The organism is Synechococcus sp. 1G10, assembly GCF_002252625.1.
Lineage (GTDB): Bacteria > Cyanobacteriota > Cyanobacteriia > PCC-6307 > Cyanobiaceae > Regnicoccus_A.
In genome coordinates this window covers 35,110-57,481 of the sequence record NZ_NQKW01000001.1, presented here as the reverse complement: position 1 = coordinate 57,481, position 22,372 = coordinate 35,110, and the positions used below count along the sequence as shown (strand labels likewise).

The window sequence follows — 22,372 nt, the reverse complement described above, 5'->3', positions numbered from 1 at the left end:
CGTCGTTGATGAGGAGCTCCAGGCCCCAGCTGCGCCTCTCCCGTTCTGGACAACGCTCCCAGTCCACGCCCTGGATAGGGGGATTGGCCCGTGTACTCCTCGCCCTTGTGTTCGTTAACGCCCTCTTGGGCAAGCTGACGAATTTCACGGCGGTGGCCGAGAAAATTTCCGCCAAGGGGCTACCCCTGGCCCCAGTGCTGCTGGTGCTGGCCATGGCCCTGTTGGCCGTGGGATCAGCTCTGCTGATCCTTGGCTGGCGTCAGCGCCTGGGCGCCGTGCTGCTGCTGATTTTCCTCGTGCCCACCAGCCTGATCTTCCACAGCGACCTGGGCGACAAATCCGAGCGCATCCAGCTGCTGAAGAACCTGGCGATCGTGGCTGGTTTGCTGCTTGTGGCCAATCAGCCCAGTGAGCGGCGGCCGAGACTTCGTCGTCAGTAGAGACGGCTGATCACAAACTCGGGCAGGCAGAGCAGGGCCGTGCGCGAGTCGGAAGGGCTGAGCCACTGCAGGGCATCACCAGCTTCCCGTGCAAACCCTTCGGCCAGGGCCCTTGAGCGTGGGATCGCCTCGCAGCCCCGTACCAGGGCCAGGGCCTGGGCAAGATCATCGGGCTCACAGAGTTCACGCTCGATCAGCCCCGCCAGGGCCGGTCGTTCTTCGAGGGCATAAAGAACCGGGGCCGTGAGATAACCGGTGGCCAGGTCACTGGCGGCAGGCTTGCCCAGCTGCTGATCGCTGCCTGTGAAATCGAGGATGTCATCGACCACCTGGAAAGCGAGGCCGAGCTGACGTCCGAAGCGGTAGAGGTCTTCGAGGCGGTCGTTGCCGAGCCCGCTCAGCACGCCGGAGGCCTTGGCACTGTTGGCTATCAGGGATGCAGTCTTGCAGTAGCTCTTGTCGAGGTAGGTCTCGAAGCTCTGGCCCGTGTCATAGCGGTAGAGGCCCTGCCGCACCTCGCCATCGGCCAGGTCCATGATCACGCGGGAGAGCAGCTTGACCACCGCGAGGTCGTCGAGATTGGCCAGATGCCAGCTGGCCTGGGCAAAGAGGAAATCACCCGCCAGTACCGCCAGTCGGTTATTGAAGCGGCTGTGCACCGTGTCCACCCCGCGCCGGGTGGAGGCCTCATCCACCACATCGTCATGAACCAGCGAAGCGGTGTGGATCATCTCGGTGATCTCCGCCAGGCGCCTGTGGCGGCTGGAGAGTTCGCCATCGGCAGAGAGGGCGCGCGAGAGGAGCAGCACGATGCCGGGGCGAATTCGCTTGCCTCCAGCGCTGAACAGGTGCTCGGCAGCGGCCTGAAGAATGGGGTGCCCCGCTCCGATCAGACTGCGCAGATCGCTCAGCAGGGTTTCCAGGTCGTTCTCGACCGGCTGGAGCAGCTCTGCAACGGTGGCCATGTCTCCCGCCAGGTGAGCTGATCCTAGAAGGCTCCCACCGATGACCGGAGGCAGACCCGCTCCACCTTGGGATGCCAGCCCAGCCAGGGGGCCGCAGCCAGGGCAAAGGCCTCGGCATCGCCCGTGACGCAGAACCGCCCCCGCTCCACCGGCACTTCACGGGGGTGCAAGCCGCATGCACGGGACTGAAGCAGGGGTGTCTTGCCCAGCAGCTGGCCCAGCTGAACCACCGCCGCCTGGGCCGGGTCAACGAGCACAACCTCGGGAGGAAGAAGCTCACGCAGCAGTTCCTCCAGCAGGGGGTAATGGGTGCAGCCCAACACGATCGCTTCCACCCTCTCCTCCAGCAGCGGCTTGAGGTAGGCGATTGCCGCAGCGCGCAGGCGTGGATCGGCGAAATTTCCGTCCTCGATCAGAGGCACGAAGGCGGGACAGCCGATTTCGACCACATGGCAGGAGGGATCAGCCTTACGCAGGGACCGTCCGTAGGCACCGCTGGAGGCGGTGGCCGGGGTCGCGAGCACCCCCACCCGCCTGCAGTTCAGCTGGCTGGCGAGGCAGTCGATCAGTCCGAGCACCGGCAGATCGCATCCGGCCTCAGCTTCGGCGACGTCGAAGGCCAGGGCATTGGTGGTGTTGCAGGCCATCAGCACCACATCCACCTGTTGCCGCCGCAGCCAGCTCACCACCTCCGCGGCGATGTGGCGGATTTCATTGGGGGAGCGCTGGCCGTAGGGAACCCGGGCGGTGTCGCCGAGATAGACGAAGGGAAGGTCGGGGTGATGCTCAAGCAGCCGCCGCAAGACCGTCAACCCGCCAAGTCCGCTGTCCAGCAGGCCGATCCGCTGATCCATCAGCCCCCTGCCAGAAAACCGAGAATACCTCTTGTGATCGCCTGAGCCAGACGTTGCCTGTGCGAGGCGGTCGCCAGGCGGGGCGAGTCGATGTCACCGGTGACGAATCCCGTCTCCACCAGGGCTGCGGGCATCACGGTGCGGCGGATCACGAAGAATCGCCCCGTGCGTACACCCCGATCCGGGCTGCCCGGAGACACCGCGAGTACTTCCGACTGGATGGCCGCCGCCAGAGCCCTCGACAGAGAGCTCTGGAAATAGAAGGTTTCAATGCCGTTGACATCGGGCCTGGCCATGCTCAAAGCGTTGGCGTGGATGCTCAGGAAGGCATCGGCGCGGCTGCTGTTGGCCAATGACACCCGCGGTGGCAGGTCCACGTCTATTTCCGAGGTGCGGGTGAGCACCACCTGAACCCCCTTGGCCTGGAGAAGCCGCGCCACCTGGAGACTGATGTCGAGCACCACATCGGTTTCACGCAGCCCGCCGATACCGACCGCTCCAGGATCCGGGCCCCCATGGCCTGGATCGATCACCACCCGATAGCGGCCGCGGGGCACATCGGGAAGTCCGGCTGAGGAGACTGGGACCCGGCTGTAACCGGGGGTGAAGCCCGGATTGGAGCGCCAGGGCACGGAAGCGGCGTTCACATCCCCTTCACCAAACGTGCGCAGGCTGCCATTGGGTAGACCCTCGAATTCGAGCTTCCAGCGGTCCCGGGACGTGCCCACCAACCTCAGACGTCTGGGATCGAGCTGGGTGCCGGGCTGGAACTCAATCACCAGCCTGGTGGTCTCGGGATCGGGCTTGCCGATGCGCACCTCCCGCAGGACGCCGTTGCCGCGGATGCTGCGTGTGCGGATGGGTACTCCCGGCAGATCCACCCAGACCCTGGGCCCGATGTTGCCCCGTCCCGCCTCAAAGAAAGCCTGCAGGGAGATCGACGGGGAGGTGCGCAGCTCCAGCACCCCATCGCTGTTGATGCGCCAAGCTGCCAAGGCACTGGCAGCCCTGGCCGGCAATGCTGCCAGGAGCAGGGCGGCCTGAAGAACTCCGCCGAGGAGAACACCGCGCATTGAGACGAAACGGAGTGGGCGTGGCTTCCTCAGGTTCAGAACAGCGAAGGACGACGGTGGTTGAGGCTCGGCATCTGGGCGCGGACCCGCTGGCCATGGTCAGGGTCGATCGGGGCCACGGCAAGCCCCACTCCGACGCCCGCATCGGCGAGCACCGTTCCCCAGGGATCGATGACCAGGGCATGGCCGTGGCTCTGGCGTCGCCCGTAGTGCAGACCGGTCTGGGCCGGTGCCAGTACGTAAGCCGTGTTCTCGATCGCGCGGGCCTGAAGCAGCACTTGCCAGTGATCCTTGCCGGTGAAGGCGGTGAAGGCCGCCGGAATCATGATCAGCTCAGCTCCGGCGCCGGCCAGATGGCGGTAGAGCTCGGGGAAGCGCACGTCGTAGCAGATCGAAAGTCCGATCCTGCACAGGCCCGGGGCATCGACAACGGGCGGCAGGGCAGTGCCCGAGCGGACGGTTTCCGATTCCCGGTAGGTGTTGCCATCGGGCAGATCCACATCGAAGAGGTGGATTTTGTCGTAGCGGGCCAACAGCTGGCCGTCCCGGCCCACCAGTTCCGCCCGGTTGTAGGTGGCTCGCTCGCCCGCGGGAACGGGGAAGCCACCACCCAGCAGGGTCACCTGGTAGCGCCGCGCCATCGTGACTAGAAAACGGCTGCACCGGTCCGCCAGGCTGGGGGCCAGCTCCAGCCGCCGCTCGTCATCGCCCATGAAGGCGAAGTTCTCGGGCAGGCCTACGAGCTCGGCGCCACGACGGGTGGCCAGGTCGATCTGCTCTTCGGCGGCGGCAAAGTTGGCGTCCGGATCAGGCGTGCTGGTGAGTTGCACAGCGGCAGCCAGAAAGCTCGTCACCAGAAGGAAGTGTCAGATCGGCCGAACTTTAGGGGGAGGTCCGTCAGGGCTACGGACCGGGACGCCCACTCTTGGGCTGGCTTCAGCTGGCCTTGAGCACGCCTGGTTCCGCCTGCATCGGCACGATCGTGAGGGTGTCGAGCGCGGCACAGCACTGGAAGTCGGCGTCATGATTGCCCAGCCGGATCAGGCGCTGGCCGTGGCTGGCGGTGCGCAGGCAGCCCTCGGGGTTGTGTCGCCACTGCTGCCAGAGGGCCAGGGCCGCCACCATCTCATCGTTGCCGGCTGCCACGCTGATCCCCGCGGCAGGGGCCAGGTCGATCAAAGCGGCGCCCACGGCGCCCGCCGCCAGGCTGTCCTCCAGCGAATAGGCACCCTCCCAGCCGCTGCCCACGATCCAGACGTTCTCAACACCCCGCTCGATCAGCCGTTGGGCCACAGCTGTGCGGTTCGGCAGGCAGGCGGTGAGGAGCAGGGGCAGATCCCTCACCCGGTCGAGGGAGCGGGTGCCGTTGGTGGTGCTCATGAAGATGCGCTTGCCCGCGACCAGCTCGGGGGTCACCCCAAGGGGCGAGTTGCCCATGTCGAAGCCCTCCACCCGGGCACCACCGCGCTCACCGGCTGTGAGACGGAGCTCAGCGGGCCAGGCGGCGGCACTGGTCTTGAGGTCTTCGAGATTGGCGAAGGCCTGGATCGCCTCGGCGCCGTTCTCCAGGGCCCAGGCCATCGTGGTGGTCGCCCGCAGCACATCGATTACCACTGCAGCATCGGGGCTGCCGCCTTCGGCAGATCCCACAGCCGGCACGCACTCTGAGGTGTGGAAGGTATGGATCAGCACGGCGCGGCGAGTGGTGAGGGTGCGTCACAGTAAGCAGCAACGGAACTGAACTGATGCCGGCAGTGTTGCCGCGAAGCACCACCCGAGACCTGCGGGGTTTTCTGGCGCTGCTGGAACAGCGCGGTCAGTTGCGGCGGATCACCGCGCCGGTCGATCCCGATCTGGAGCTGGCCGCCATCGCCGACCGGGTGCTGGCCCGTGGCGGACCAGGCCTGTTGTTCGAAAACGTGATCGGAAGCCCGATGCCGGTGGCGGTCAACCTGCTGGGCACGGTGGAGCGCGTGGTCTGGAGCATGGGTCTGGAGCGAGCTGAGCAACTCGAAGATCTCGGAGAGCGGCTGGCCCTGCTGCAGCAGCCCCGCCCCCCCAAGGGCCTGCGCGAGGCGGTTCGTTTCGGCGGGGTGCTCTGGGATGTGGTCAAGGCACGCCCCGACCTGGATCTGCTTCCCCCCTGCCACCAGCAGGTGTTCAAGGGGGATCAGGTGAATCTCGATGCCCTGCCGCTGTTGCGCCCCTGGCCCGGCGACGCCGGCGGTGTGGTCACCCTCGGTCTGGTGATCACCAAGGATCCGGAAACCGGCGTACCCAACGTGGGCGTGTACCGCCTCCAGCGCCAGTCGAGCAACACCATGACCGTGCACTGGCTGAGCGTGCGCGGTGGTGCCCGCCACCTGCGCAAGGCCGCGGCCCTGGGCAAGCCCCTGGAGGTGGCGGTGGCGATCGGCGTGCACCCACTGCTGGTGATGGCCGCCGCCACCCCGATTCCGGTGCAACTCTCTGAGTGGCTGTTCGCCGGCATCTATGCCGGGGAAGGGGTGCGACTGGCGAAGTGCAAGACCCTCAACCTGGAGGTGCCGAGCCACAGCGAGGTGGTGCTGGAGGGCACGATCGCACCGGGGGAGGTACTGCCGGATGGTCCGTTCGGCGATCACATGGGCTTTTACGGCGGCCTGGAGGATTCCCCCCTGGTGCGCTTCCACTGCGTCACCCAGCGGCGTGATCCCGTTTTTCTCACCACCTTCAGCGGCCGCCCTCCCAAAGAGGAAGCGATGCTGGCGATCGCCCTCAACCGGATGTACACGCCGATTCTTCGCCAGCAGGTGCCGGAGATCGTCGATTTCTTCCTGCCGATGGAAGGCCTCAGTTACAAACTGGCGGTGATCGCGATCGACAAGGCCTATCCCGGCCAGGCCAAGCGGGCGGCGATGGCCTTCTGGAGCGCTCTGCCCCAGTTCACCTACACAAAGTTCGTGGTGGTGGTCGACAAGGCGATCAGCATCCGTGATCCGCGTCAGGTGATCTGGGCAATCAGCGCCCAGGTGGATCCCCAGCGGGATCTGTTCGTGCTCGAGGACACCCCCTTTGACAGCCTGGATTTCGCCAGCGAGCGGCTGGGGCTCGGCGGCCGTCTGGCAATCGATGCCACCACCAAGATCGGCCCGGAGAAACGCCACGACTGGGGCGAACCGCTGCGGCGCACAGCGGAGCAGGAGGCCCGTGTGGATCAGCGCTGGGCCGAGCTGGGCCTGTCCGACATCGATGCCAGCGATCCCGATCCGGTGCTCTTCGGCTACACCCTCGAGCACGTGCTCGAGCGGCTCTCCGCCCGCGGCGGCTAGGCCAATGCCCTCTCCCAGGCGGTGATGCTCAAGCGCCGGGGCCTCCAAGCGATCCAGGCCTTGCTGGAGCTGGCACTGGAGCCTGAGCGCTGGCGCTCTGGGCCCGATCTGGCTGCCAGCCAGGCGATCCCCGAACCGATGTTGGAGCAGGTGCTGCAGCAGCTGCGCCGCGCTGAGCTGGTGGAGGCCCGACGAGGTCGCCATGGCGGTTACAGGCTTCAGCGCGCTGCCGCCGCCATTCCTCTGCTGGAGGTGCTGCGGGCGGTGGAAGCGGACCCGTCGCAGGAGCCGGCCACCGCTGCGGCCGCACAGCAGGCGGGGGAGCAGGTGGCCCTTGCCCTGGAGCGGCGGTTACAACTGGCACTGGAGCGGGAGCTGGCCCGGCTCAGCCTCGAGGAGCTGCTTTACGACCTGCGCAGTACCCAGGAGTGCCTGCGTCAGGAGGGAGGGCTGATGCTGGGCTGACCCAGCCGCCCATGAATCAGATCAGCCATCACCGGGCTGCTCAGCTCCCAGATAGGTGGTCCTGAGATCCTCGTGGGCCAGCAGCTCGGTGGCGCTGCCGCTGAGGCTGACACTGCCGGACTGGAGCACCACCCCCCGGTCGGCGATGGCCAGGGCCGCCTGGGCGTTCTGTTCGACCAGCAGGATCGTGAGCCCTTCGCGATGAAGCTGCCGAAGAATCGCCATCACCTCGGCCACCAGTTTCGGCGCCAGCCCCAGACTGGGCTCATCCAGCAGCAGCAGCCGCGGACGCCCCATCAGCGAGCGGGCGATCGCCAGCATCTGCTGCTCCCCGCCCGAGAGACTGCCGGCCAGCTGCGAGCGGCGTTCGCGCAGGCGGGGGAAGCGCTCGTAGCAGCGCTGAAGATCCCGCTCGATTCCGCGCCGATCCCGGCGGAGATAGGCCCCGAGCTCCAGATTCACAGCCACGGTCTGGCGTGCCAGCACCCGCCGCCCTTCCGGGCAGTGACCTATCCCGAGCCGCACCGTTCCCTCGGTGGCGACCCTGGCCAGGCAGCGGCCCTGCCATTCGATCCTGCCCGCCTCCGGCTTCACAAGCCGCGAAATCGCTCGCAGGGTGGTGCTCTTGCCGGCGCCATTGGAGCCCAGCAGCGCCACCAGTTCCCCCTCATGGATGTGCAGGTCGACCGCGCTCAGGGCGTTGATGGGCCCGTAGCGCACCGAGAGCCCCCGGATGGCCAGCAACGGCGTGCCTGCGGCAGTGACGCTCATGGCGCTCATGAACTCACCCCCAGGTAGGCCTCGATCACTGCTGGGTCATGGCGCACGCTCTCAGGCGTGCCCAGGGCGATCCGGCGGCCGAAATTCAGCACCGCCAGGCGGTCGCAGAGGCTCATCATCAGCGGCACATGGTGCTCAATCACGAGCACGGTGAGATCGAAGCGTGAGCGCAGGCGCCGGATCAGGGCCGAGAGCTCCTCCTTTTCGATCGGGTTCATGCCGGCGGCCGGTTCATCCAGCAGCAACAGGCGCGGGGCGGTGGCCAGGGCGCGCGCGATCTCCAGCCGCCGTTGTGAGCCGTAGGGCAGGCTGCCCGCCGGCTGCCGGGCTGTGTCGGCCAGGTCCACCAGCTCCAGCAGCTCCAATGCCCGTTGTCGCAACTCCCCCTGGCTCTGGCGAAACGATCGTCGACCCAGCAGGGCAGGGAGCAGGGGAGCGCGCGCACTGTGGTGCAGGCCGATCAGAACGTTCTCCAGGCAGCTCAACCGCTGGAACAGGCGCAGGTTCTGAAAAGTGCGGCCAATACCCAGGCGGTTGATCCGATCCGGGGGCAGGCCGTTGATCGCTCCATCACTCCAGCGGATCGACCCCGCCGTGGGGCGGCCCACGCCGGAAATCAGGTTGAACAGAGTGGTCTTACCGGCTCCATTGGGGCCGATCAACCCGAAGATCTCCCCCGGCTGCACCTGCAGGGAAACGCGATCGAGAGCGAGCAGGCCACCGAAGCGGCAGCTCACCTCCTCCAGGGCCAACAGGGAGGCTGCAGCTGTTGCCTGGGCTGAGGGAACCTGCATCAGGGGCGTCGCAGGGTTTGCTGAAGCCTGGCCAGGCGCTCCGGGGTGATCAGGCCCTGGGGAAAGAGGATCGGCCCCAACAGGATCACCAGGCCGAAGAGGATCAGGCGCAGATCCCCCACCGGCCGCAGCAATTCGGGCAGGGCCGTGATCACCAGCCCACCCAGCACAGGCCCCAGCCAGATCCGGGAGCCGCCGAAGACCACGAAGGCCAGGGTGGTGATGCTGGCGTCGAAGCCGCCCTGACGGGCATTCCAGGTGTTGAGGAAGTGAGCAGCCAGCACTCCGGTGAGCGCGGCAATCACGGCGCTGATCACGAAAGCGGTCAGCTTCACGTCGGCGCTGGGAATGCCCATGCAACGGGCGGCCAGCTCGTCATCGCGGATGGCGGCCATCGCACGCCCCAGCCTCATGGCCTCCAGACGGGCACACAACCAGCAGACCAGGGCCAGCAGCACCCAAGTGGCCAGGGCATAGCCCCCAGGGCCGGCAAAAGGCTGGGGAATGCCGAATATCCCCACTGCGCCACCGCTCCAGGCGAGGTTCAGGTTCAGCACTCTCAGGATCTCCACCAGGGCGATGGTGGCGATGGCCAGATAGATGCCGCGCAGCTGCAGCACGGGTCTGCCGAGTACCAGCGCCACTGCTGCTGCCACCGGGGCCGCAACCACCAGCTCCAGGGCCAGGGAGGTAAGGGGGTAGCCGGCCCCATCGCCCGAAAGGGCAGGCCAGCGGGTGGAGAGCAAGGCAGCCACATAGCCGCCGATCACATAGAAACCCGGAGTGGCCAGCGAGAGCTGACCGCAGCGCAGGGGCAGGTAGACGGAGAGGGCCAGCAGGGCGCCGAAGCCCATCTGCACCAGCAGCGAAAGGTCGCTCACACCCTGCTCGCCACAGGTTTGCCGAGCAGTCCCTGGGGACGCAACAGAAGGACCAGAAACAGGATCGCGAAGGCCACCCCGTCCTTGTAGCCGGAGAGCTCCGCAGGCACCAGCGCTTCGGCCAGTCCCATGATCAGGCCGCCGAGCACCGCTCCCGGCACGCTGCCCAGACCGCCCAGCACCAGCACCCCCAGCCCCTTGAGCCCATAGCCGATGCCGAAGTAGGGCCCGGCAATGCTCACGCTCAGCCCCACCAGCCCACCGGCCACTCCCGCAAGGAAACCGCTCAGCGCGAAGGCCAAGCGGATCATGGCGCCGGAGTCGATTCCGAGCAGACGGGCGGTGACCGGATCCTCTGCCACCGCCTGCAGGGCTTTGCCGCCCCGACTACCCTCCAGCCAGAGCGTGAGCAGCGCCACCAGCAGGGTTGCCACCAGCAGCAGGAGCACCTGCACGGTGCGGATCTGGGCGCCGCCCTGGGCCAGTGCCGACGGCAGTGCGGCCAGGGTGGAGGCGGGGATCGAGTAGCTCTCGGCTCCCATCAGCAGCTGCACCAGGTTCACCAGCACCACCCCGGCTCCCAGGCTGGAGATCAGATAAAGCAACGGCTCGGCGTTGCGTTGGCGCAGGGGGCGGAACGCCACCGCCTCCACCCCCAGGCCCACCAGGGCGGAGCCGGCTCCAGCCAGGGCCAGGGCCAGCCAGAACGGCAGGGAAACAGGCAGTTGCCAACTGGCCAGCAAACCATTGGCACCCACCGCACCACCGATCAGCAGGTAAGTGAGGTAACCCCCAATCGTGAATATCGCTCCATGGGCGAAGTTGATGACACCTAGCACCGAAAACACCAGGGTGTAGCCGAGTGCGAACAGGGCATAGACCGCACCAGAGGCCAGTCCGTTGATCAGAATCTGCAGGAGATGAACCACGCCAGGCTCAGGGAAGCAGCAGGAAACGGCCGCTGCGGCCGTCTGGCTGCATCTGCACCTGGGCCACATGGAAGCGTTGCTGCACCACCTCACCATCGGAGGTGAAGCTGATCTCGCCCAGGGGAGTGTCGTATTGGCCGCCGAGCAGTTCGGCCATCAGCGCCTTGCGCGCCTCCCCCAGGGACAACTGGGCCAGCGGCTGACGTTTGTTCAGCCGCTGCAACGCTTCGGCCACCACCTGGTAGGCCGTGAAGGCCTGGGCCGTGAGCTGGGGGGGAATCGCTCCACCTTTGGCCTTTTGATACAGAGCCACGAACTCGCGGTTCACGGGCGTGTCGAGCTCGGGGCTGTAAGCCTGGGCGATCAGGATGCCGTCGCAATAGCGCTGGCAGATCGGATAGATGTTCGGAGTGTTCATCCCGTTCCCCACCACGATCGCGCCCCTGTAGCCCAGCTCCCGCAACTGACGGATCAGATTGCCCCCATCCACCGCCTGAGCCGAGATCACGATCAGATCGGGTGACTCGCGCAGGGCGGAGGTGATCTGGTTCTGAAAATCCTGGTCATTGAGCTGGGTGCGCTGCACCGTCACCGGCTTGAGTCCTTTGTCGGTGAGCGCCTTCTGGAAGATGACGGTCTCGGAGGTGCTGTAGGCGTCGTCGTGGGCGTAGAACACCGCCGCCCGCTTGATCGAGGGTGTCAGCTGCAGGGCCTTGGCGATCGAAAGGGGCGCAATTTCGGTGCTGGGGGCTGACACCCGGCTGATGAAGCTGCCGATCTGGGGAATGCCGGTGGCGGTGTTGGAGGGCGCCACCACCGGCACACCGCGGCGCTGGGCGATCGGGTCGGCCGCGAAGGCCTGCTGGGAGAGGGTGGGTCCGATCAGGGCCACCACCCCGGCATCGATCAGCAGGTTGAAGGCCTGGCTGGCGGTGGCCTCATCGCCGCCGCCGTCCTCCAGCCGCAGGTTCAGTTCCAGCGCTTTCTGAGAGTTGGCGTTCCGGCGTTGCTGGAACCAGGCCTGAGCCAGCTTGAGGCCGATCTGCTGATCCTGTCCGTAGGCATTGGCATTGCTGGTGAGCGAGAGCACCGCCCCGACGGGCACGCCGCCCTTGAGCTGCAGCGGCTGATCCTCGGCGCGGGGGCCGCACGCCGCCAGTCCGGCCGCCAGGGCAGCTGCAGCCCCCAGGGCGACCGCGATCCGGGAGCGCTGTCCAGCCTGCATCAGGCGATGGCGGCGAAGCAGTCGCGGAACGCCTCCAGAGTGATATCGATGTCTTCGTCCGTGTGGGCCAGCGAGGTGAAGCCGGCTTCGAAAGCGCTCGGCGCCAGGTAGACGCCGCGCTCGAGCATGGCCCGGTGCAGCTTGCCGAACCGCTTGGTGTCGGCTGCTTTGGCTTGCTCGAAGTTGCGCACCGGCCCGTCGCAGAGGAAGAAGCCGAACATGGCACTGATGCTGCCGCCGCAGATCGGCAGGCCGGCATCCCTGCCGGCGGCCAGGATGCCGGCGAGCAGCCGCGAAGTGGTGGCCTCGAGTTTCTCATAGGTGCCGCTCTGGCGCAGCAGCTCCAGGGTGTGGATGCCGGCGGTCATCGCCAGGGGATTGCCGCTCAAGGTGCCCGCCTGGTACATCGGACCGGCCGGCGCCACCATCGCCATGATCTCGGCGCGGCCGCCGTAGGCACCCACGGGCAGGCCGCCGCCGATCACCTTGCCGAGGGTGGTGAGATCAGGGGTGATGCCGAACTTGGCCTGGGCGCCGCCGTAGCTGATCCGGAAGCCGGTCATCACTTCATCGAAGGTGAGCAGGGCTCCGTTTTCGGCTGTGATCTCACGCAGGCCCTCCAGGAAACCCGGTTCGGGAGGCAGGAAGCCGGCATTGCCCACCACCGGCTCCAGGATCACACCGGCGATTTCACCGGGGTTTTCGGCGAACAGCCGCTTGACCGCTTCCAGATCGTTGTAAGGAGCAGTCAGCGTGCTGGCAGTGGTGCTGCGGGGCACGCCGGGGGAATCGGGCAGGCCGAGCGTGGCCACGCCCGAGCCCGCCTTGACCAGGAACATGTCGGCGTGGCCGTGGTAGCAGCCTTCGAACTTGATCAGCTTTTCGCGCCCGGTGAAGGCCCGCATCAGCCGCAGCACCGACATGCAGGCCTCGGTGCCGGAGTTCACGAAGCGCACCATCTCCACGGAAGGCACGGCATCGATCACCATCTCGGCCAGCTGGTTCTCCAGGGCGCAGGGGGCGCCGAAGCTGGTGCCTTTGCCGAGGGCGTTGCGCAGGGCGCCGATCACCTTCGGGTGGGCATGGCCGCAGATCGCCGGCCCCCAGCTGCCGATGTAATCGATGTAGCGGTTGCCATCCACGTCCCAGGCGTAGGCCCCCTTGACCCGGTCGAAGACGATCGGGTCACCGTCCACCGAGCGGAATGCCCGCACTGGCGAACTGACCCCACCGGGCATCAGGGTCTGGGCGGCACTGAAGAGTTCCTGGGAACGGGAGGTGTTCAGGGCAGGAACCGAAACAGGGGCCGAAGTCAAGGCTTGATCCGCGAACGTTGAAAGGGGTGAAGAGCTTGAGCCGACGCTGAGGACTGCTTCCGCACTTCCAGACCATGTTGCATTCTCGCCCAACGCCCTGCTGTTCGTGTCAACTGGGCTCCAACTGGCGGATCACCCCTCCAGACTCCAGCCGATCCCGCTTGCTCATGACTTCGCGACGAGTCTTGCCAGCCCGGGGCTCTGGGGGATTGACCACTCGCCATGCTCGCTATGGTCACGGAGCTGCACCCTGTTGTTGGCTGACCCCTTGGCCGAGCCGCATGCCCTGACCCTGCCCTGGAGGCGGATCGAGCGGCGCCTGCGCCAGCTGCTGCCCACCAGGGCTGTGGTGGCCCGTCGCGCGGAGCTGCTCACTTACGACAGTGATGGTCTGACCCTGCATCGACATGAACCACCCCTGGTGGTGTTGCCCGAAACCACCGAGCAGGTGGCCGCGGTGCTTCTCCTCTGCCAGGAGGAGGGCGTGCCATTTGTGGCCCGGGGCAGTGGCACCGGTCTCTCCGGTGGAGCCGTGGCCGAGCAGGAGTCGCTGCTGGTGGTGACCAGCCGCATGCGCTCGGTGCTGGCCCTGGATCTGGAGAACCAGCGCATCACCGTTCAGCCGGGGGTGATCAACAGCTGGGTGACCCGCGCCGTGGCCGGCGATGGCTTCTACTACGCCCCCGACCCCTCAAGCCAGGTGGTCTGCAGCATCGGCGGCAACGTGGCCGAGAACGCCGGGGGGGTGCACTGCCTCAAGTACGGCGTCACAAGCAACCACGTCCTGGAATTGGAGGTCGTGCTCCCCGATGGCAGCATCACCCGTCTGGGGGGAAGCCTGGCGGAAATGCCGGGCCTGGATCTGCGTGGGGTCTTCATCGGCAGCGAGGGCACCCTCGGCATTGCCACCGCCATCACCCTGCGGCTGCTGCCCCAGCCCCAGACGGTGCAGGTGCTGCTGGCGGATTTCCCATCGATGGAAGCGGCTGGTGAGGCCGTGCGCCTCGTCACCGAAGCGGGGGTGCTGCCGGCGGGGATGGAGATCATGGACAACTTCACGATCAACGCAGTCGACGACCTCTTCGGTTGCGATGAATACCCCCGTGACGCCGCAGCGGTGCTGCTGATCGAGCTCGATGGCCGACTCGAGGAGGTGAGCGCCGCGGCGGAGAGGGCGATGGAGCTCTGCCGCCAGGCCGGAGCCCGTTCCCTGCGCCGGGCTGAATCAGAGACCGATCGGGCCCTGCTCTGGAAGGGCCGCAAATCAGCCTTTGCGGCCGTCGGCCGGATCACCCCCACCTATTACGTTCAGGACGGAGTCGTTCCCCGCAGCGCCCTGCCCCGAGTGCTGGCAGCGATCGAGGAGCTCAGCCGCCGTTACTCCCTGCCAGTGGCCAACGTTTTCCATGCCGGCGACGGCAATCTGCACCCGCTGATCCTCTACGACGCCAACCAGCACGACGTGCAGGAACGGGTTCAGTCCCTCGGCGCCGACATCCTGCGACTCTGCATCGACGCCGGTGGCAGCATCACCGGCGAACACGGAGTGGGAGCCGACAAGCGCTGCTACATGGATTGGATGTTCTCCCCTGACGACCTGGGCACGATGCAACTGGTGCGCAACGCCTTCGATCCCGAGGGTCGAGCCAACCCCGGCAAGCTCTTCCCCACGCCCCGCAGCTGCGGCGAATCGGCTCGTCGTGCCCGCAGCGTGCGCGTGCAGGTGGACACAGCTGAGCAGGCCGATCAGCCCCTGGCGGCCCCGATCGAGGTGTTCTGAGGGCGCACCCCTGGCTGCCCAATCTGGTTCAGGCGGCCACAGGCACCTGGTAACAGGCAATGCGTGCAAAGCCGGTGGGATCCAGTGAGGCTCCGCCCACCAGGACGCCATCGATATCAGGCTGGGCCATCAGCAGGTCGATGTTCTCCGCCTTGACCGAGCCGCCGTACTGAATGACCACATCCTGATAGCCGACCCAGTCACGGATCAGGGCGCAGAGCCGGTTGGCCTCTTCGGCGCCGCAGGTCTTGCCGGTACCGATCGCCCAGATCGGTTCGTAGGCAACCACCAACTGAGTGGGATCAAGGCCTTCGAGGCCCTGATCGACCTGGCGGCGGATCACCCGCTCGGCCTCGCCGGCCTCGCGCTGGGAATCGCTTTCGCCCACACACAGGATCGGAATCATCCCCGACTTCTGGGCCGTGCGAGCCCGCAGATTGATCTGCTCATCGGTTTCGCTGTAGTACTTGCGCGGTTCGCTGTGGCCCACGATCGCGTGGCTGACACCATGCTCAAGCAGCATCGGTGCCGAAATGCTGCCGGTGTAAGCGCCGACATCGTCCCAGTGCACGTTCTGGGAGGCGATCTTCACAGCAGAACCCGCAAGGGCTTCACTCAGAGCTGCAATGGCGGTGAAGGGAGGAGCGAGCAACACCTCCCGATCACCGGGCAGGTCTGCCAGCAACGGCAGGAAGGCGGTGGCGTAGGCCCGCGCCTCGGCGCAGGTCATGTGCATCTTCCAGTTCCCTGCAATCACGGCCTTGCGCACAGGATTGTCCTCGCCCAGAAGTGCCCCACAACCTAGATCTCAGCGGGGACCACAAGCTTGATGCGCGCGAGTTCAACCGTGTCTCCAGGGAGCAGCTGACGGCCGCGTCGACGCTCCACCGCTCCGTTGACCCTGACCTCTCCGCCCTGCACCCGCAGCTTGGCTTCGCCACCGGTTGCCACCAGGGCCTGAAACTTGAGGAATTGATCAAGCCGCAAAAGAATGGGGGCCGGATCGGCGCTGATAAGGTTCGCCGATGCTCGCACCCCCACCGGCCGGCTTTCGAGAGCTGCTGCCGCTGCTGAAGCCCCACCGCCGCAGGCTGGTGGCCGGTGGCCTATGCATGCTCGTGTTCGTGGCCTGCTGGCCCTTGCTCGCCGCCCTGGCAGGCCAGCTGATTCCGGCTATCGGCGCGGGCGATTTCCCTCGGGTTCTGCGGGCGATCGCCCTGGCCCTGGCGGTGTTCCTTGTGCAGAAGCTGGCCCAGTTCGGCCAGGACACCCTGCTGGCCTCCCCGGCGCTGCAGGTGAGTCAAGCACTGCGCAGCCAGTTGTTCGCCCGACTGCAACGGCTGGAGTTCTCGGCGTTAGAGAAACTCTCGGCCGGTGATCTCACCTACCGCCTCACCGAAGACGCCGACCGGGTCGGAGAGGTGATCTACAAAACGATCCAGGACACCACCCCAAGCCTGCTCCAGTTGGTGGTGGTCTTCGGCTACATGGTGTTTCTCGACTGGAAGCTGTCCTTGGCCACGCTGGTACTGGCACCGCTGGTGGCGCTGATGGTCAGCGGTTTTGGCGCCCGGGTGATGGGAGCAGCTGAGCGCAGTCAGAAACAGGTGAGCGAGCTGGCGGGCCTGCTGGCGGAGGCCATCGGTGGCCTGCCGCTGGTGCGTGCATTCGCGGCCGAGGCCTGGCTGCAGAACCGCTTCGAGCAGGAAATCGATCTGCATCGGCGCGCTCGCTACCGCACCATGCGCCTGCTGGCCCTGCAACATCCGGTGGTGGGCTTCATCGAAGCGGCCGGCATTCTCTCGGTGCTGCTTATCGGTGCGGCCCGTATCCAGGCCGGCGGGCTCGACAGTCAGGGGTTCAGCTCCTACGTGGCTGCGCTGCTGATGCTGATCGATCCGATCTCACACCTCACCACCAACTACAACGAGTTTCAGCAGGGAAAGGCATCCCTCAGCCGTCTGCGCGAGATCGAGCGCGAGCCGATGGAGATCCCTGACCGCCCCGGCGCCAAGCCCCTGGGCCCGGTGCGCGGTGGCCTCAGGCTGGAGAACGTCTGGTTTGGCTACGACCCCGAACAGCCGGTGCTGCGGGATCTTGATCTGTGCGCCGAGCCCGGCCAGCTGGTGGCCCTCGTGGGTCCCTCAGGTGCTGGCAAGAGCACCCTGTTTTCGCTGCTGCTGCGTTTCAACACCGCCCAGCGCGGCCGGGTGCTGCTCGACGGCCAGGACCTGGCGGGCCTGCGGGCCGCAGACCTGCGACGGGCCGTGGCCCTGGTGCCCCAGCAGAGCCGGGTGTTCTCCGGCAGCGTGGCCGAGGCGATCCGCTTCGGGCGCGCTGCCGGCGACGAGCAGGTGCAGCAGGCGGCCCAGCTGGCCAACGCAGCGGGCTTCATCGAGGCCCTTCCCCAGGGGTACAACTCCCGCATCGAGGAGCGGGGCAGCAATTTCTCCGGCGGCCAGCTCCAGCGCATCGCCATCGCCAGGGCAGTGCTCGGTGATCCCGCTGTCCTGTTGCTGGATGAGGCCACCAGCGCCCTCGACGCCGAAGCGGAGGAGGCGGTGCAGCAGGGCCTGAAGCAGGCGATGGCCGGTCGCACCGTTCTGGTGATCGCTCACCGCCTCTCCACAGTTCAGGGCGCCGACCAGATCCTGGTGCTCGAAGGAGGCGGCATCATCGAGCGCGGCAGCCATGATCAGCTCATGGCACGTCCCGGCCGCTACCGCGAGCTGTGCGACCGTCAGTTGATCCGGGTGGCGGCCTGAACCGCCACCATCGGTGATGAAGTCCAGTTCCACGCTCGAGCGACCATGGCTGAGATGCCCCAGTGGGAGTACCGGGTGATCCACATCAACGTGGAGAACAGCTCCCCACCCGCACCCCCCGACCCCCAGGCCGCCAGCCAGAAGTTGCAGGGAATCCTCAGCCCCGAATTCATCGCCCGGGAGTTTCCCGAGTTCTATGGCGCCTCCCAGACGCCCCGCCACCCGGCCGAGCAACTGCAGTTCTTCATGAACCTGCTCGGCAAGGAGGGTTGGGAGATGGTGGAGGCGGCCCAGGTGGGCCCCCTGCTGATGTTCTTCTTCAAACGGATTCGCCGGCCCACCCCGGCCAAGCTGCCGCCGGCTGGCACCTCGGTTGCTGCCCCAGCCTTGGAAGGCCCGCCGGGAGCGGCTTAACCTGCCTCCGCGACGACACAGTGGTGACCTTGACGGCCTCTTCCAACCAGCCCCCCGTGCTCACCTTCGAGGGCAAGCGCTACGAACTCAACGTTCTTCCCGACGACGTCAAGGAACTGGTGCGGGGCATGCAGGTGGCCGATGCCCAGCTTCGTCTCTACGAGGACACCCTCAAGGTGCTGGCAGTGGGCCGCCAGTCGATGGCCTTCCAGCTGAACGAACGGCTCAAGAGCATCCCCGCCCTTCCGGACGGGGTCTGAACCTGAGCGAGCGGGTGAGCGAGTGATCTAGGCGGAGGGTTCAGCGGCGGCCTGTGGCAGCGGCTCGAGGGCCTCGAAGCGGAAGGTCTGCACGCTGCTGCACCCCGGTGCTTCGGGATCGTCGCTGGTGATCACCCGCTCAGCGAGCACCCAGGGCCCTACGCCGGCCAGGGGAACAAAGGTGTCGCTGAACCGGCTGGTGCCACCGCGGGCTTCGCCCGTGGCCGGATCGCTGTAGCGGCTGCTGTAGGTGTGGCTGAGATAGCCAGCACCGGTGTCGGTGGTGCTGCCGGTGAAGATCGTTACCACGGTGCCGTGGATCTGGCGGTGCACCATCGTGACAACCGAATCCTTGATGCGGTAGCGATCACCGGCGTTCTTGCCGCCCACGATCACCTCGAGGCCCACGGCATCGGTATCGCCGGCGCTGAATGTGTTGGCGCCGTGGGTCTGCTCGAAGCTGCGGCGCACCCGGTGGATGCACACTTCCCAGAGCTGGGAGCCGATCGACTTGGTGATCTCCTCGTCCTCGATGCCCTCAACACTGGCCTTGAGGTCGGCGCCCACGCGGAATTGACCCTCCACCCGCTGCTCACCCTGCTCCCAGACGCAGCGGCCCCGGTAGCCGCCGAAGCCCGGAGCCCAGGTGTAGCGGTTCTCGTAGGCGGCACGGAACAGCTCGCGGATGTCGCTCCCAGGAGCGATCGAGGCGCTGGTGGCTGGGTTGACGCTGGCGCTGATGGGAGTGGCGGTGCCGGTCAAGGATCCGAGGGCGAAGGTCCTCAACCCTAACGAGCGGGATCGGCGTGGATGTCCTGGAGCGCGGCCACGGTGAGCTCCTGGCTCTGGAGGGTGGCGATCGCCTCCACCGCCGCGCGGGCACCGGCCAGGGTGGTCACCGTGGGCACGGCGTAGTCGAGGGCTGCGCGGCGCAGGTACTGGTCGTCGTGGGTGGCCTGGCGGCCGATCGGGGTGTTCACGATCAGCTGGATGCGGCCGGAGCGGATCGCGTCCTCAATGTTGGGGCGGCCTTCATGCACCTTCAGGATCGACTCCACCTCCAGGCCCGCATCCCGCAGCACCGCTGCGGTGCCGGTGGTGGCGATCAGAGCGAGCCCTAACTCCGAGAGGCGCTGGGCGACGGGCACCAGCGAGGGTTTGTCCCGGTCGTGGGTGGAGAGGAAGACAGTGCCGCCGAGGGGCAGGGCTTCACCGGCGGCAATCTCGGCCTTGGCGTAGGCCATGCCGAAGCTGGCGCCGCTGCCCATCACTTCACCGGTGGAGCGCATTTCCGGTCCGAGCAGGGTGTCGGAGCCGGGGAAGCGCTTGAAGGGCAACACCGCTTCCTTCACGTTCTGCAGGGGTGGTCTGGGCTCGCTGCTGAGGCCCAGCTCGCTGAGGCTGTGGCCGGCCATCAGCAGGCTGGCGATCTTTGCCAGGGGCACACCGGTGGCCTTGGCCACGAACGGCACCGTGCGCGAAGCGCGGGGATTGGCCTCGATGATGAACACCCGCTCGGCCTGCACGGCGAACTGGAGATTGATCAGGCCACTCACATCGAGGGCCAGAGCCAGAGCCTCGGTCCACTGGTGGATCGTGGCCAGGGCCTGCTCCGAAAGCGACACCGCCGGCAGGGCGCAGGCCGAATCGCCCGAGTGGATGCCGGCCGGCTCGATGTGCTCCATCAGGCCGCCGATCACCACGGACCCCTGCCGATCGGCGAGGGCATCCACGTCCACCTCGATGGCGTTCTCGAGGTACTTGTCGATCAGGATAGGGTGATCGGGCTCCACCTGCACCGCCTCCACCATGTAGCGGTTGAGTTCGGCTTCATCGAAGACCACCTCCATGGCGCGTCCCCCGAGCACATAGCTGGGGCGCACCACCACCGGATAGCCCACCCGATCGGCCACGGCGCGGGCCTCGGCCGCGCTGCGGGCCAGTCCGTTACTGGGTTGGCGGATGTTCAGGCGGCGCAGAATCGCTTCGAACTGCTCCCGGTCTTCGGCCTGATCGATCGACTCCGGTGAGGTGCCCCAGAGGCGGGTGCCGGTGGCCTGGCCCTCCGGTCCTGCCAGCCAGCGCAGCAGGGGGAGCGCGAGCTTGAGCGGGGTCTGGCCACCGAACTGAACGATCACTCCCTCGGGTTTCTCCGCTTCGATCACGTTGAGCACATCCTCAAGGGTGAGTGGCTCGAAGTAGAGACGGTCGCTGGTGTCGTAGTCGGTCGAGACCGTCTCCGGGTTGCTGTTCACCATCACGGTGGCGAAGCCATCGGCCCGCAGTGCGAAGGAGGCGTGGCAGCAGCAGTAGTCGAATTCGATGCCCTGGCCAATGCGGTTGGGACCGCCGCCCAGGATCATCACCTTGCGGCGTGACTCCGGTTGCACCTCATCCTGGGGTGCAAGGCGGATTGGAATGCCGGCGTCGTCGAGGTGCTCGATGGGGCGCTCGTAGGTGGAGTAGTGATACGGGGTGGTGGAGGCGAATTCCGCCGCGCAGGTGTCTACCGTCTTGAACAGGGCGTTCACACCGAGCCCCTGGCGGGTGCGGCGCACACTCAGCTCATCGCTGCCGCTGGCCCAGGCGATCTGGCGGTCGGAGAAGCCCAGCTGCTTCAGCTCCAGCAGATCCGCAGCGGAGAGCGCATCGAGAGACCGTCCGCGCAGCAGGCGGTCTTCGGCCTCGATCAGGCGCCGCAGCTTGGCGATGAACCAGGGATCGATGGCGCTGAGCTGATGGATCTCGGTGTCGCTGCGGCCCGCCACCATCGCGGCGCGCACCGCGAAGATGCGATCCGGGGAAGGGGTGCGCAGCATCCGCTCCAGGTCGCTGGATTCCAGCGACTGATCGGGGCGATCGCAGCCCCAGCCGGCATGGCCGGTTTCCAGCGAACGCACCGCCTTCTGGAACGATTCCTCGAAGCAGCGGCCGATCGCCATCGCCTCACCCACCGATTTCATCGAGGTGGTGAGCACCGCCGGGCTGCCGCGGAACTTCTCGAAGGCGAAGCGGGGGATCTTGGTGACCACGTAATCGATCGTGGGCTCAAAGCAGGCCGGTGTGGCGCCGGTGATGTCGTTGATGATCTCGTCGAGGGTGTAGCCCACCGCCAGGCGGGCGGCGATCTTCGCGATCGGGAAGCCCGTGGCCTTGCTGGCCAGGGCTGAGGAGCGGCTCACCCGCGGATTCATCTCGATCACCACCACATCGCCATTGGCGGGGTTGATGGCGAACTGGATGTTGCTGCCGCCGGTCTCCACGCCGATTTCACGGATGATCGCGATCGACTGGTCGCGCAGTCGCTGGTATTCGCGGTCAGTGAGGGTCTGGGCCGGCGCCACGGTGATCGAATCGCCCGTGTGCACCCCCATCGGGTCGAGGTTCTCGATGCTGCAGATGATCACCACGTTGTCGGCCAGATCGCGCATCACCTCCAGCTCGAATTCCTTCCAGCCGATCAGCGAGCGCTCGATCAGGATCTGGGACACCGGGCTGGCCACCAGTCCGCTCTTGCAGAAGGCCTGGAACTCCTCAGGGTTGTAGGCGATGCCGCCGCCGGAGCCGCCCAGGGTGAAAGCCGGCCGGATGATGAGTGGATAGGTGCCGATCTCTTCACCCACGCGCTCGGCTTCCTCCAGGGAGGAGGCGATGCCGGAGGGGCACACCGCCACCCCGATCCGCTCCATGGCTTCCTTGAACAGGCGCCTGTCCTCGGCCTTCTGGATCGCTTCGAGGTTGGCCCCGATCAGCTCCACTCCGAACCGCTCGAGGGTGCCGTCCTCCGCCAGGGAGACGGCCAGGTTGAGAGCTGTCTGGCCGCCCATGGTGGGCAGCAGGGCATCGGGACGCTCCAGCTCGATCACCTGCCGCACCACGGCGGGGGTGAGCGGCTCGATGTACGTCCGATCCGCCATCTCCGGGTCGGTCATGATCGAGGCGGGGTTGGAGTTCACCAACACCACTTCGTAACCCTCATCACGCAGTGCCTTGCAGGCCTGGGTGCCCGAGTAGTCGAATTCGCAGGCCTGGCCGATCACGATCGGTCCCGAGCCCAGCAGAAGGATGCGACGCAGATCCGACCGGCGGGGCATGGGCGGCGCTTGAACTGCCAAACGAC

At 66.7% G+C, this 22,372-nt stretch carries 22 protein-coding genes; 7 read left to right on the top strand and 15 right to left on the bottom strand.

The annotated features are described in order from the left end of the window. The first annotated feature begins 83 nt into the window (after window positions 1-83). The gene (locus CJZ82_RS00285) at window positions 84-440 is read left to right on the top strand and encodes a DoxX family protein (RefSeq protein ID WP_233129932.1); all 357 of its coding nucleotides are present in this window, start codon (window positions 84-86) and stop codon (window positions 438-440) included. Here CJZ82_RS00285 and sds read toward each other — a convergent pair. The 5 genes from sds to CJZ82_RS00260 form a co-directional block, all read right to left on the bottom strand. Beyond that, complete coding sequence (sds, locus tag CJZ82_RS00280; RefSeq protein WP_094553808.1) at window positions 434-1,405, bottom strand: solanesyl diphosphate synthase; 972 nt, start codon at window positions 1,403-1,405, stop codon at window positions 434-436. The two genes, CJZ82_RS00285 and sds, sit on opposite strands and share 7 nt — an antisense overlap. 23 nt (window positions 1,406-1,428) lie before the next feature. Next, window positions 1,429-2,259 carry a glutamate racemase gene (murI, locus tag CJZ82_RS00275; protein ID WP_094553807.1) on the bottom strand — a complete coding sequence of 277 codons (831 nt, stop codon included), beginning with the start codon at window positions 2,257-2,259 and terminating at the stop codon, window positions 1,429-1,431. After that, window positions 2,259-3,332, bottom strand: a complete 1,074-nt coding sequence (locus tag CJZ82_RS00270; RefSeq protein WP_094553806.1) for an N-acetylmuramoyl-L-alanine amidase — start codon at window positions 3,330-3,332, stop codon at window positions 2,259-2,261. Before CJZ82_RS00270 ends, murI begins: the two co-directional genes overlap by 1 nt. Window positions 3,333-3,367: 35 nt before the next feature. Continuing rightward, the gene (locus tag CJZ82_RS00265; RefSeq protein WP_094553805.1) at window positions 3,368-4,186 is read right to left on the bottom strand and encodes a carbon-nitrogen hydrolase family protein; all 819 of its coding nucleotides are present in this window, start codon (window positions 4,184-4,186) and stop codon (window positions 3,368-3,370) included. An 82-nt stretch (window positions 4,187-4,268) separates the two neighbouring features. Next, window positions 4,269-5,024: a 2-phosphosulfolactate phosphatase family protein gene (locus CJZ82_RS00260; protein WP_094553804.1), complete on the bottom strand. Its 756-nt coding sequence runs from the start codon at window positions 5,022-5,024 to the stop codon at window positions 4,269-4,271. 53 nt (window positions 5,025-5,077) lie between these two features. On the opposite strand from CJZ82_RS00260, the gene CJZ82_RS00255 reads away from it, so the two are divergent. Both CJZ82_RS00255 and CJZ82_RS00250 read left to right on the top strand, forming a co-directional pair. Further along, window positions 5,078-6,643 (top strand): UbiD family decarboxylase, encoded by a 1,566-nt coding sequence (locus CJZ82_RS00255; protein ID WP_094553803.1) that lies wholly within the window; start codon window positions 5,078-5,080, stop codon window positions 6,641-6,643. A 24-nt stretch (window positions 6,644-6,667) separates the two neighbouring features. Further along, a complete protein-coding gene (locus CJZ82_RS00250; protein ID WP_094553802.1) occupies window positions 6,668-7,108 on the top strand; it encodes an Rrf2 family transcriptional regulator in 441 nt (146 codons plus the stop codon). A 21-nt stretch (window positions 7,109-7,129) separates the two neighbouring features. Here the strand turns inward: CJZ82_RS00250 and CJZ82_RS00245 are convergent, their stop codons facing one another. From CJZ82_RS00245 to hemL, 6 genes are read right to left on the bottom strand one after another with little or no spacing between them, the layout of a single operon-like run. Beyond that, window positions 7,130-7,879 (bottom strand): ABC transporter ATP-binding protein, encoded by a 750-nt coding sequence (locus CJZ82_RS00245; RefSeq protein ID WP_094554093.1) that lies wholly within the window; start codon window positions 7,877-7,879, stop codon window positions 7,130-7,132. A 5-nt stretch (window positions 7,880-7,884) separates the two neighbouring features. Then, on the bottom strand, window positions 7,885-8,682 hold the full coding sequence (locus tag CJZ82_RS00240; protein ID WP_094553801.1) for an ABC transporter ATP-binding protein: 798 nt from the start codon (window positions 8,680-8,682) through the stop codon (window positions 7,885-7,887). Continuing rightward, window positions 8,682-9,563 (bottom strand): branched-chain amino acid ABC transporter permease, encoded by an 882-nt coding sequence (locus CJZ82_RS00235; protein ID WP_233129931.1) that lies wholly within the window; start codon window positions 9,561-9,563, stop codon window positions 8,682-8,684. The genes CJZ82_RS00240 and CJZ82_RS00235 overlap by 1 nt, the downstream gene beginning before the upstream one ends. Further along, window positions 9,560-10,492 carry a branched-chain amino acid ABC transporter permease gene (locus tag CJZ82_RS00230; protein ID WP_094553800.1) on the bottom strand — a complete coding sequence of 311 codons (933 nt, stop codon included), beginning with the start codon at window positions 10,490-10,492 and terminating at the stop codon, window positions 9,560-9,562. The genes CJZ82_RS00235 and CJZ82_RS00230 overlap by 4 nt, the downstream gene beginning before the upstream one ends. 7 nt (window positions 10,493-10,499) lie before the next feature. Further along, window positions 10,500-11,717 carry an ABC transporter substrate-binding protein gene (locus CJZ82_RS00225; protein WP_094553799.1) on the bottom strand — a complete coding sequence of 406 codons (1,218 nt, stop codon included), beginning with the start codon at window positions 11,715-11,717 and terminating at the stop codon, window positions 10,500-10,502. Then, a complete protein-coding gene (gene hemL / locus CJZ82_RS00220; protein ID WP_198949606.1) occupies window positions 11,717-13,003 on the bottom strand; it encodes a glutamate-1-semialdehyde 2,1-aminomutase in 1,287 nt (428 codons plus the stop codon). The genes CJZ82_RS00225 and hemL overlap by 1 nt, the downstream gene beginning before the upstream one ends. 286 nt (window positions 13,004-13,289) lie before the next feature. On the opposite strand from hemL, the gene CJZ82_RS00215 reads away from it, so the two are divergent. Next, window positions 13,290-14,813: an FAD-linked oxidase C-terminal domain-containing protein gene (locus tag CJZ82_RS00215; RefSeq protein ID WP_233129930.1), complete on the top strand. Its 1,524-nt coding sequence runs from the start codon at window positions 13,290-13,292 to the stop codon at window positions 14,811-14,813. Between the two features lie 28 nt (window positions 14,814-14,841). On the opposite strand, the gene tpiA is transcribed toward CJZ82_RS00215, so the two are convergent. Together tpiA and CJZ82_RS00205 are read right to left on the bottom strand one after the other, a co-directional pair. Continuing rightward, the gene (gene tpiA / locus CJZ82_RS00210; RefSeq protein ID WP_094553797.1) at window positions 14,842-15,582 is read right to left on the bottom strand and encodes a triose-phosphate isomerase; all 741 of its coding nucleotides are present in this window, start codon (window positions 15,580-15,582) and stop codon (window positions 14,842-14,844) included. A 32-nt stretch (window positions 15,583-15,614) separates the two neighbouring features. Beyond that, window positions 15,615-15,800, bottom strand: a complete 186-nt coding sequence (locus CJZ82_RS00205) for an RNA-binding S4 domain-containing protein (RefSeq protein ID WP_094553796.1) — start codon at window positions 15,798-15,800, stop codon at window positions 15,615-15,617. Between the two features lie 38 nt (window positions 15,801-15,838). Here CJZ82_RS00205 and CJZ82_RS00200 point away from each other — a divergent pair, with 38 nt between their 5' ends. Genes CJZ82_RS00200 through CJZ82_RS00190 form a run of 3 tightly spaced genes read left to right on the top strand, consistent with a single transcriptional unit; the run spans window position 15,839 to window position 18,252 of the window. After that, entirely contained in the window at window positions 15,839-17,578 is a 1,740-nt protein-coding gene (locus CJZ82_RS00200) for an ABC transporter ATP-binding protein (RefSeq protein ID WP_094553795.1), read from the top strand. 45 nt (window positions 17,579-17,623) lie between these two features. Then, window positions 17,624-17,992 carry a hypothetical protein gene (locus CJZ82_RS00195; protein ID WP_233129929.1) on the top strand — a complete coding sequence of 123 codons (369 nt, stop codon included), beginning with the start codon at window positions 17,624-17,626 and terminating at the stop codon, window positions 17,990-17,992. 29 nt (window positions 17,993-18,021) lie between these two features. Further along, window positions 18,022-18,252 carry a DUF6447 family protein gene (locus CJZ82_RS00190; RefSeq protein WP_094554089.1) on the top strand — a complete coding sequence of 77 codons (231 nt, stop codon included), beginning with the start codon at window positions 18,022-18,024 and terminating at the stop codon, window positions 18,250-18,252. 27 nt (window positions 18,253-18,279) lie between these two features. Here CJZ82_RS00190 and CJZ82_RS00185 read toward each other — a convergent pair whose 3' ends face one another. Further along, the gene (locus tag CJZ82_RS00185; protein WP_233129928.1) at window positions 18,280-19,014 is read right to left on the bottom strand and encodes a DUF3386 domain-containing protein; all 735 of its coding nucleotides are present in this window, start codon (window positions 19,012-19,014) and stop codon (window positions 18,280-18,282) included. Window positions 19,015-19,040: 26 nt separating this feature from the next. After that, complete coding sequence (carB, locus tag CJZ82_RS00180; protein WP_094553794.1) at window positions 19,041-22,346, bottom strand: carbamoyl-phosphate synthase large subunit; 3,306 nt, start codon at window positions 22,344-22,346, stop codon at window positions 19,041-19,043. Window positions 22,347-22,372 lie beyond the last annotated feature (26 nt).

Excerpts from the sequence above, each read along its gene's own strand:
- sds (WP_094553808.1), bottom strand. The coding sequence starts at position 1,405 with ATGGCCACCGTTGCAGAGCTGCTCCAGCCGGTCGAGAACGACCTGGAA.
- murI (WP_094553807.1), bottom strand. The coding sequence starts at position 2,259 with ATGGATCAGCGGATCGGCCTGCTGGACAGCGGACTTGGCGGGTTGACG.
- CJZ82_RS00270 (WP_094553806.1), bottom strand. The coding sequence starts at position 3,332 with ATGCGCGGTGTTCTCCTCGGCGGAGTTCTTCAGGCCGCCCTGCTCCTG.
- CJZ82_RS00255 (WP_094553803.1), top strand. The coding sequence starts at position 5,078 with ATGCCGGCAGTGTTGCCGCGAAGCACCACCCGAGACCTGCGGGGTTTT.
- CJZ82_RS00250 (WP_094553802.1), top strand. The coding sequence starts at position 6,668 with ATGCTCAAGCGCCGGGGCCTCCAAGCGATCCAGGCCTTGCTGGAGCTG.
- CJZ82_RS00245 (WP_094554093.1), bottom strand. The coding sequence starts at position 7,879 with ATGAGCGTCACTGCCGCAGGCACGCCGTTGCTGGCCATCCGGGGGCTC.
- CJZ82_RS00240 (WP_094553801.1), bottom strand. The coding sequence starts at position 8,682 with ATGCAGGTTCCCTCAGCCCAGGCAACAGCTGCAGCCTCCCTGTTGGCC.
- CJZ82_RS00225 (WP_094553799.1), bottom strand. The coding sequence starts at position 11,717 with ATGCAGGCTGGACAGCGCTCCCGGATCGCGGTCGCCCTGGGGGCTGCA.
- CJZ82_RS00200 (WP_094553795.1), top strand. The coding sequence starts at position 15,839 with ATGCTCGCACCCCCACCGGCCGGCTTTCGAGAGCTGCTGCCGCTGCTG.
- CJZ82_RS00195 (WP_233129929.1), top strand. The coding sequence starts at position 17,624 with ATGGCTGAGATGCCCCAGTGGGAGTACCGGGTGATCCACATCAACGTG.
- carB (WP_094553794.1), bottom strand. The coding sequence starts at position 22,346 with ATGCCCCGCCGGTCGGATCTGCGTCGCATCCTTCTGCTGGGCTCGGGA.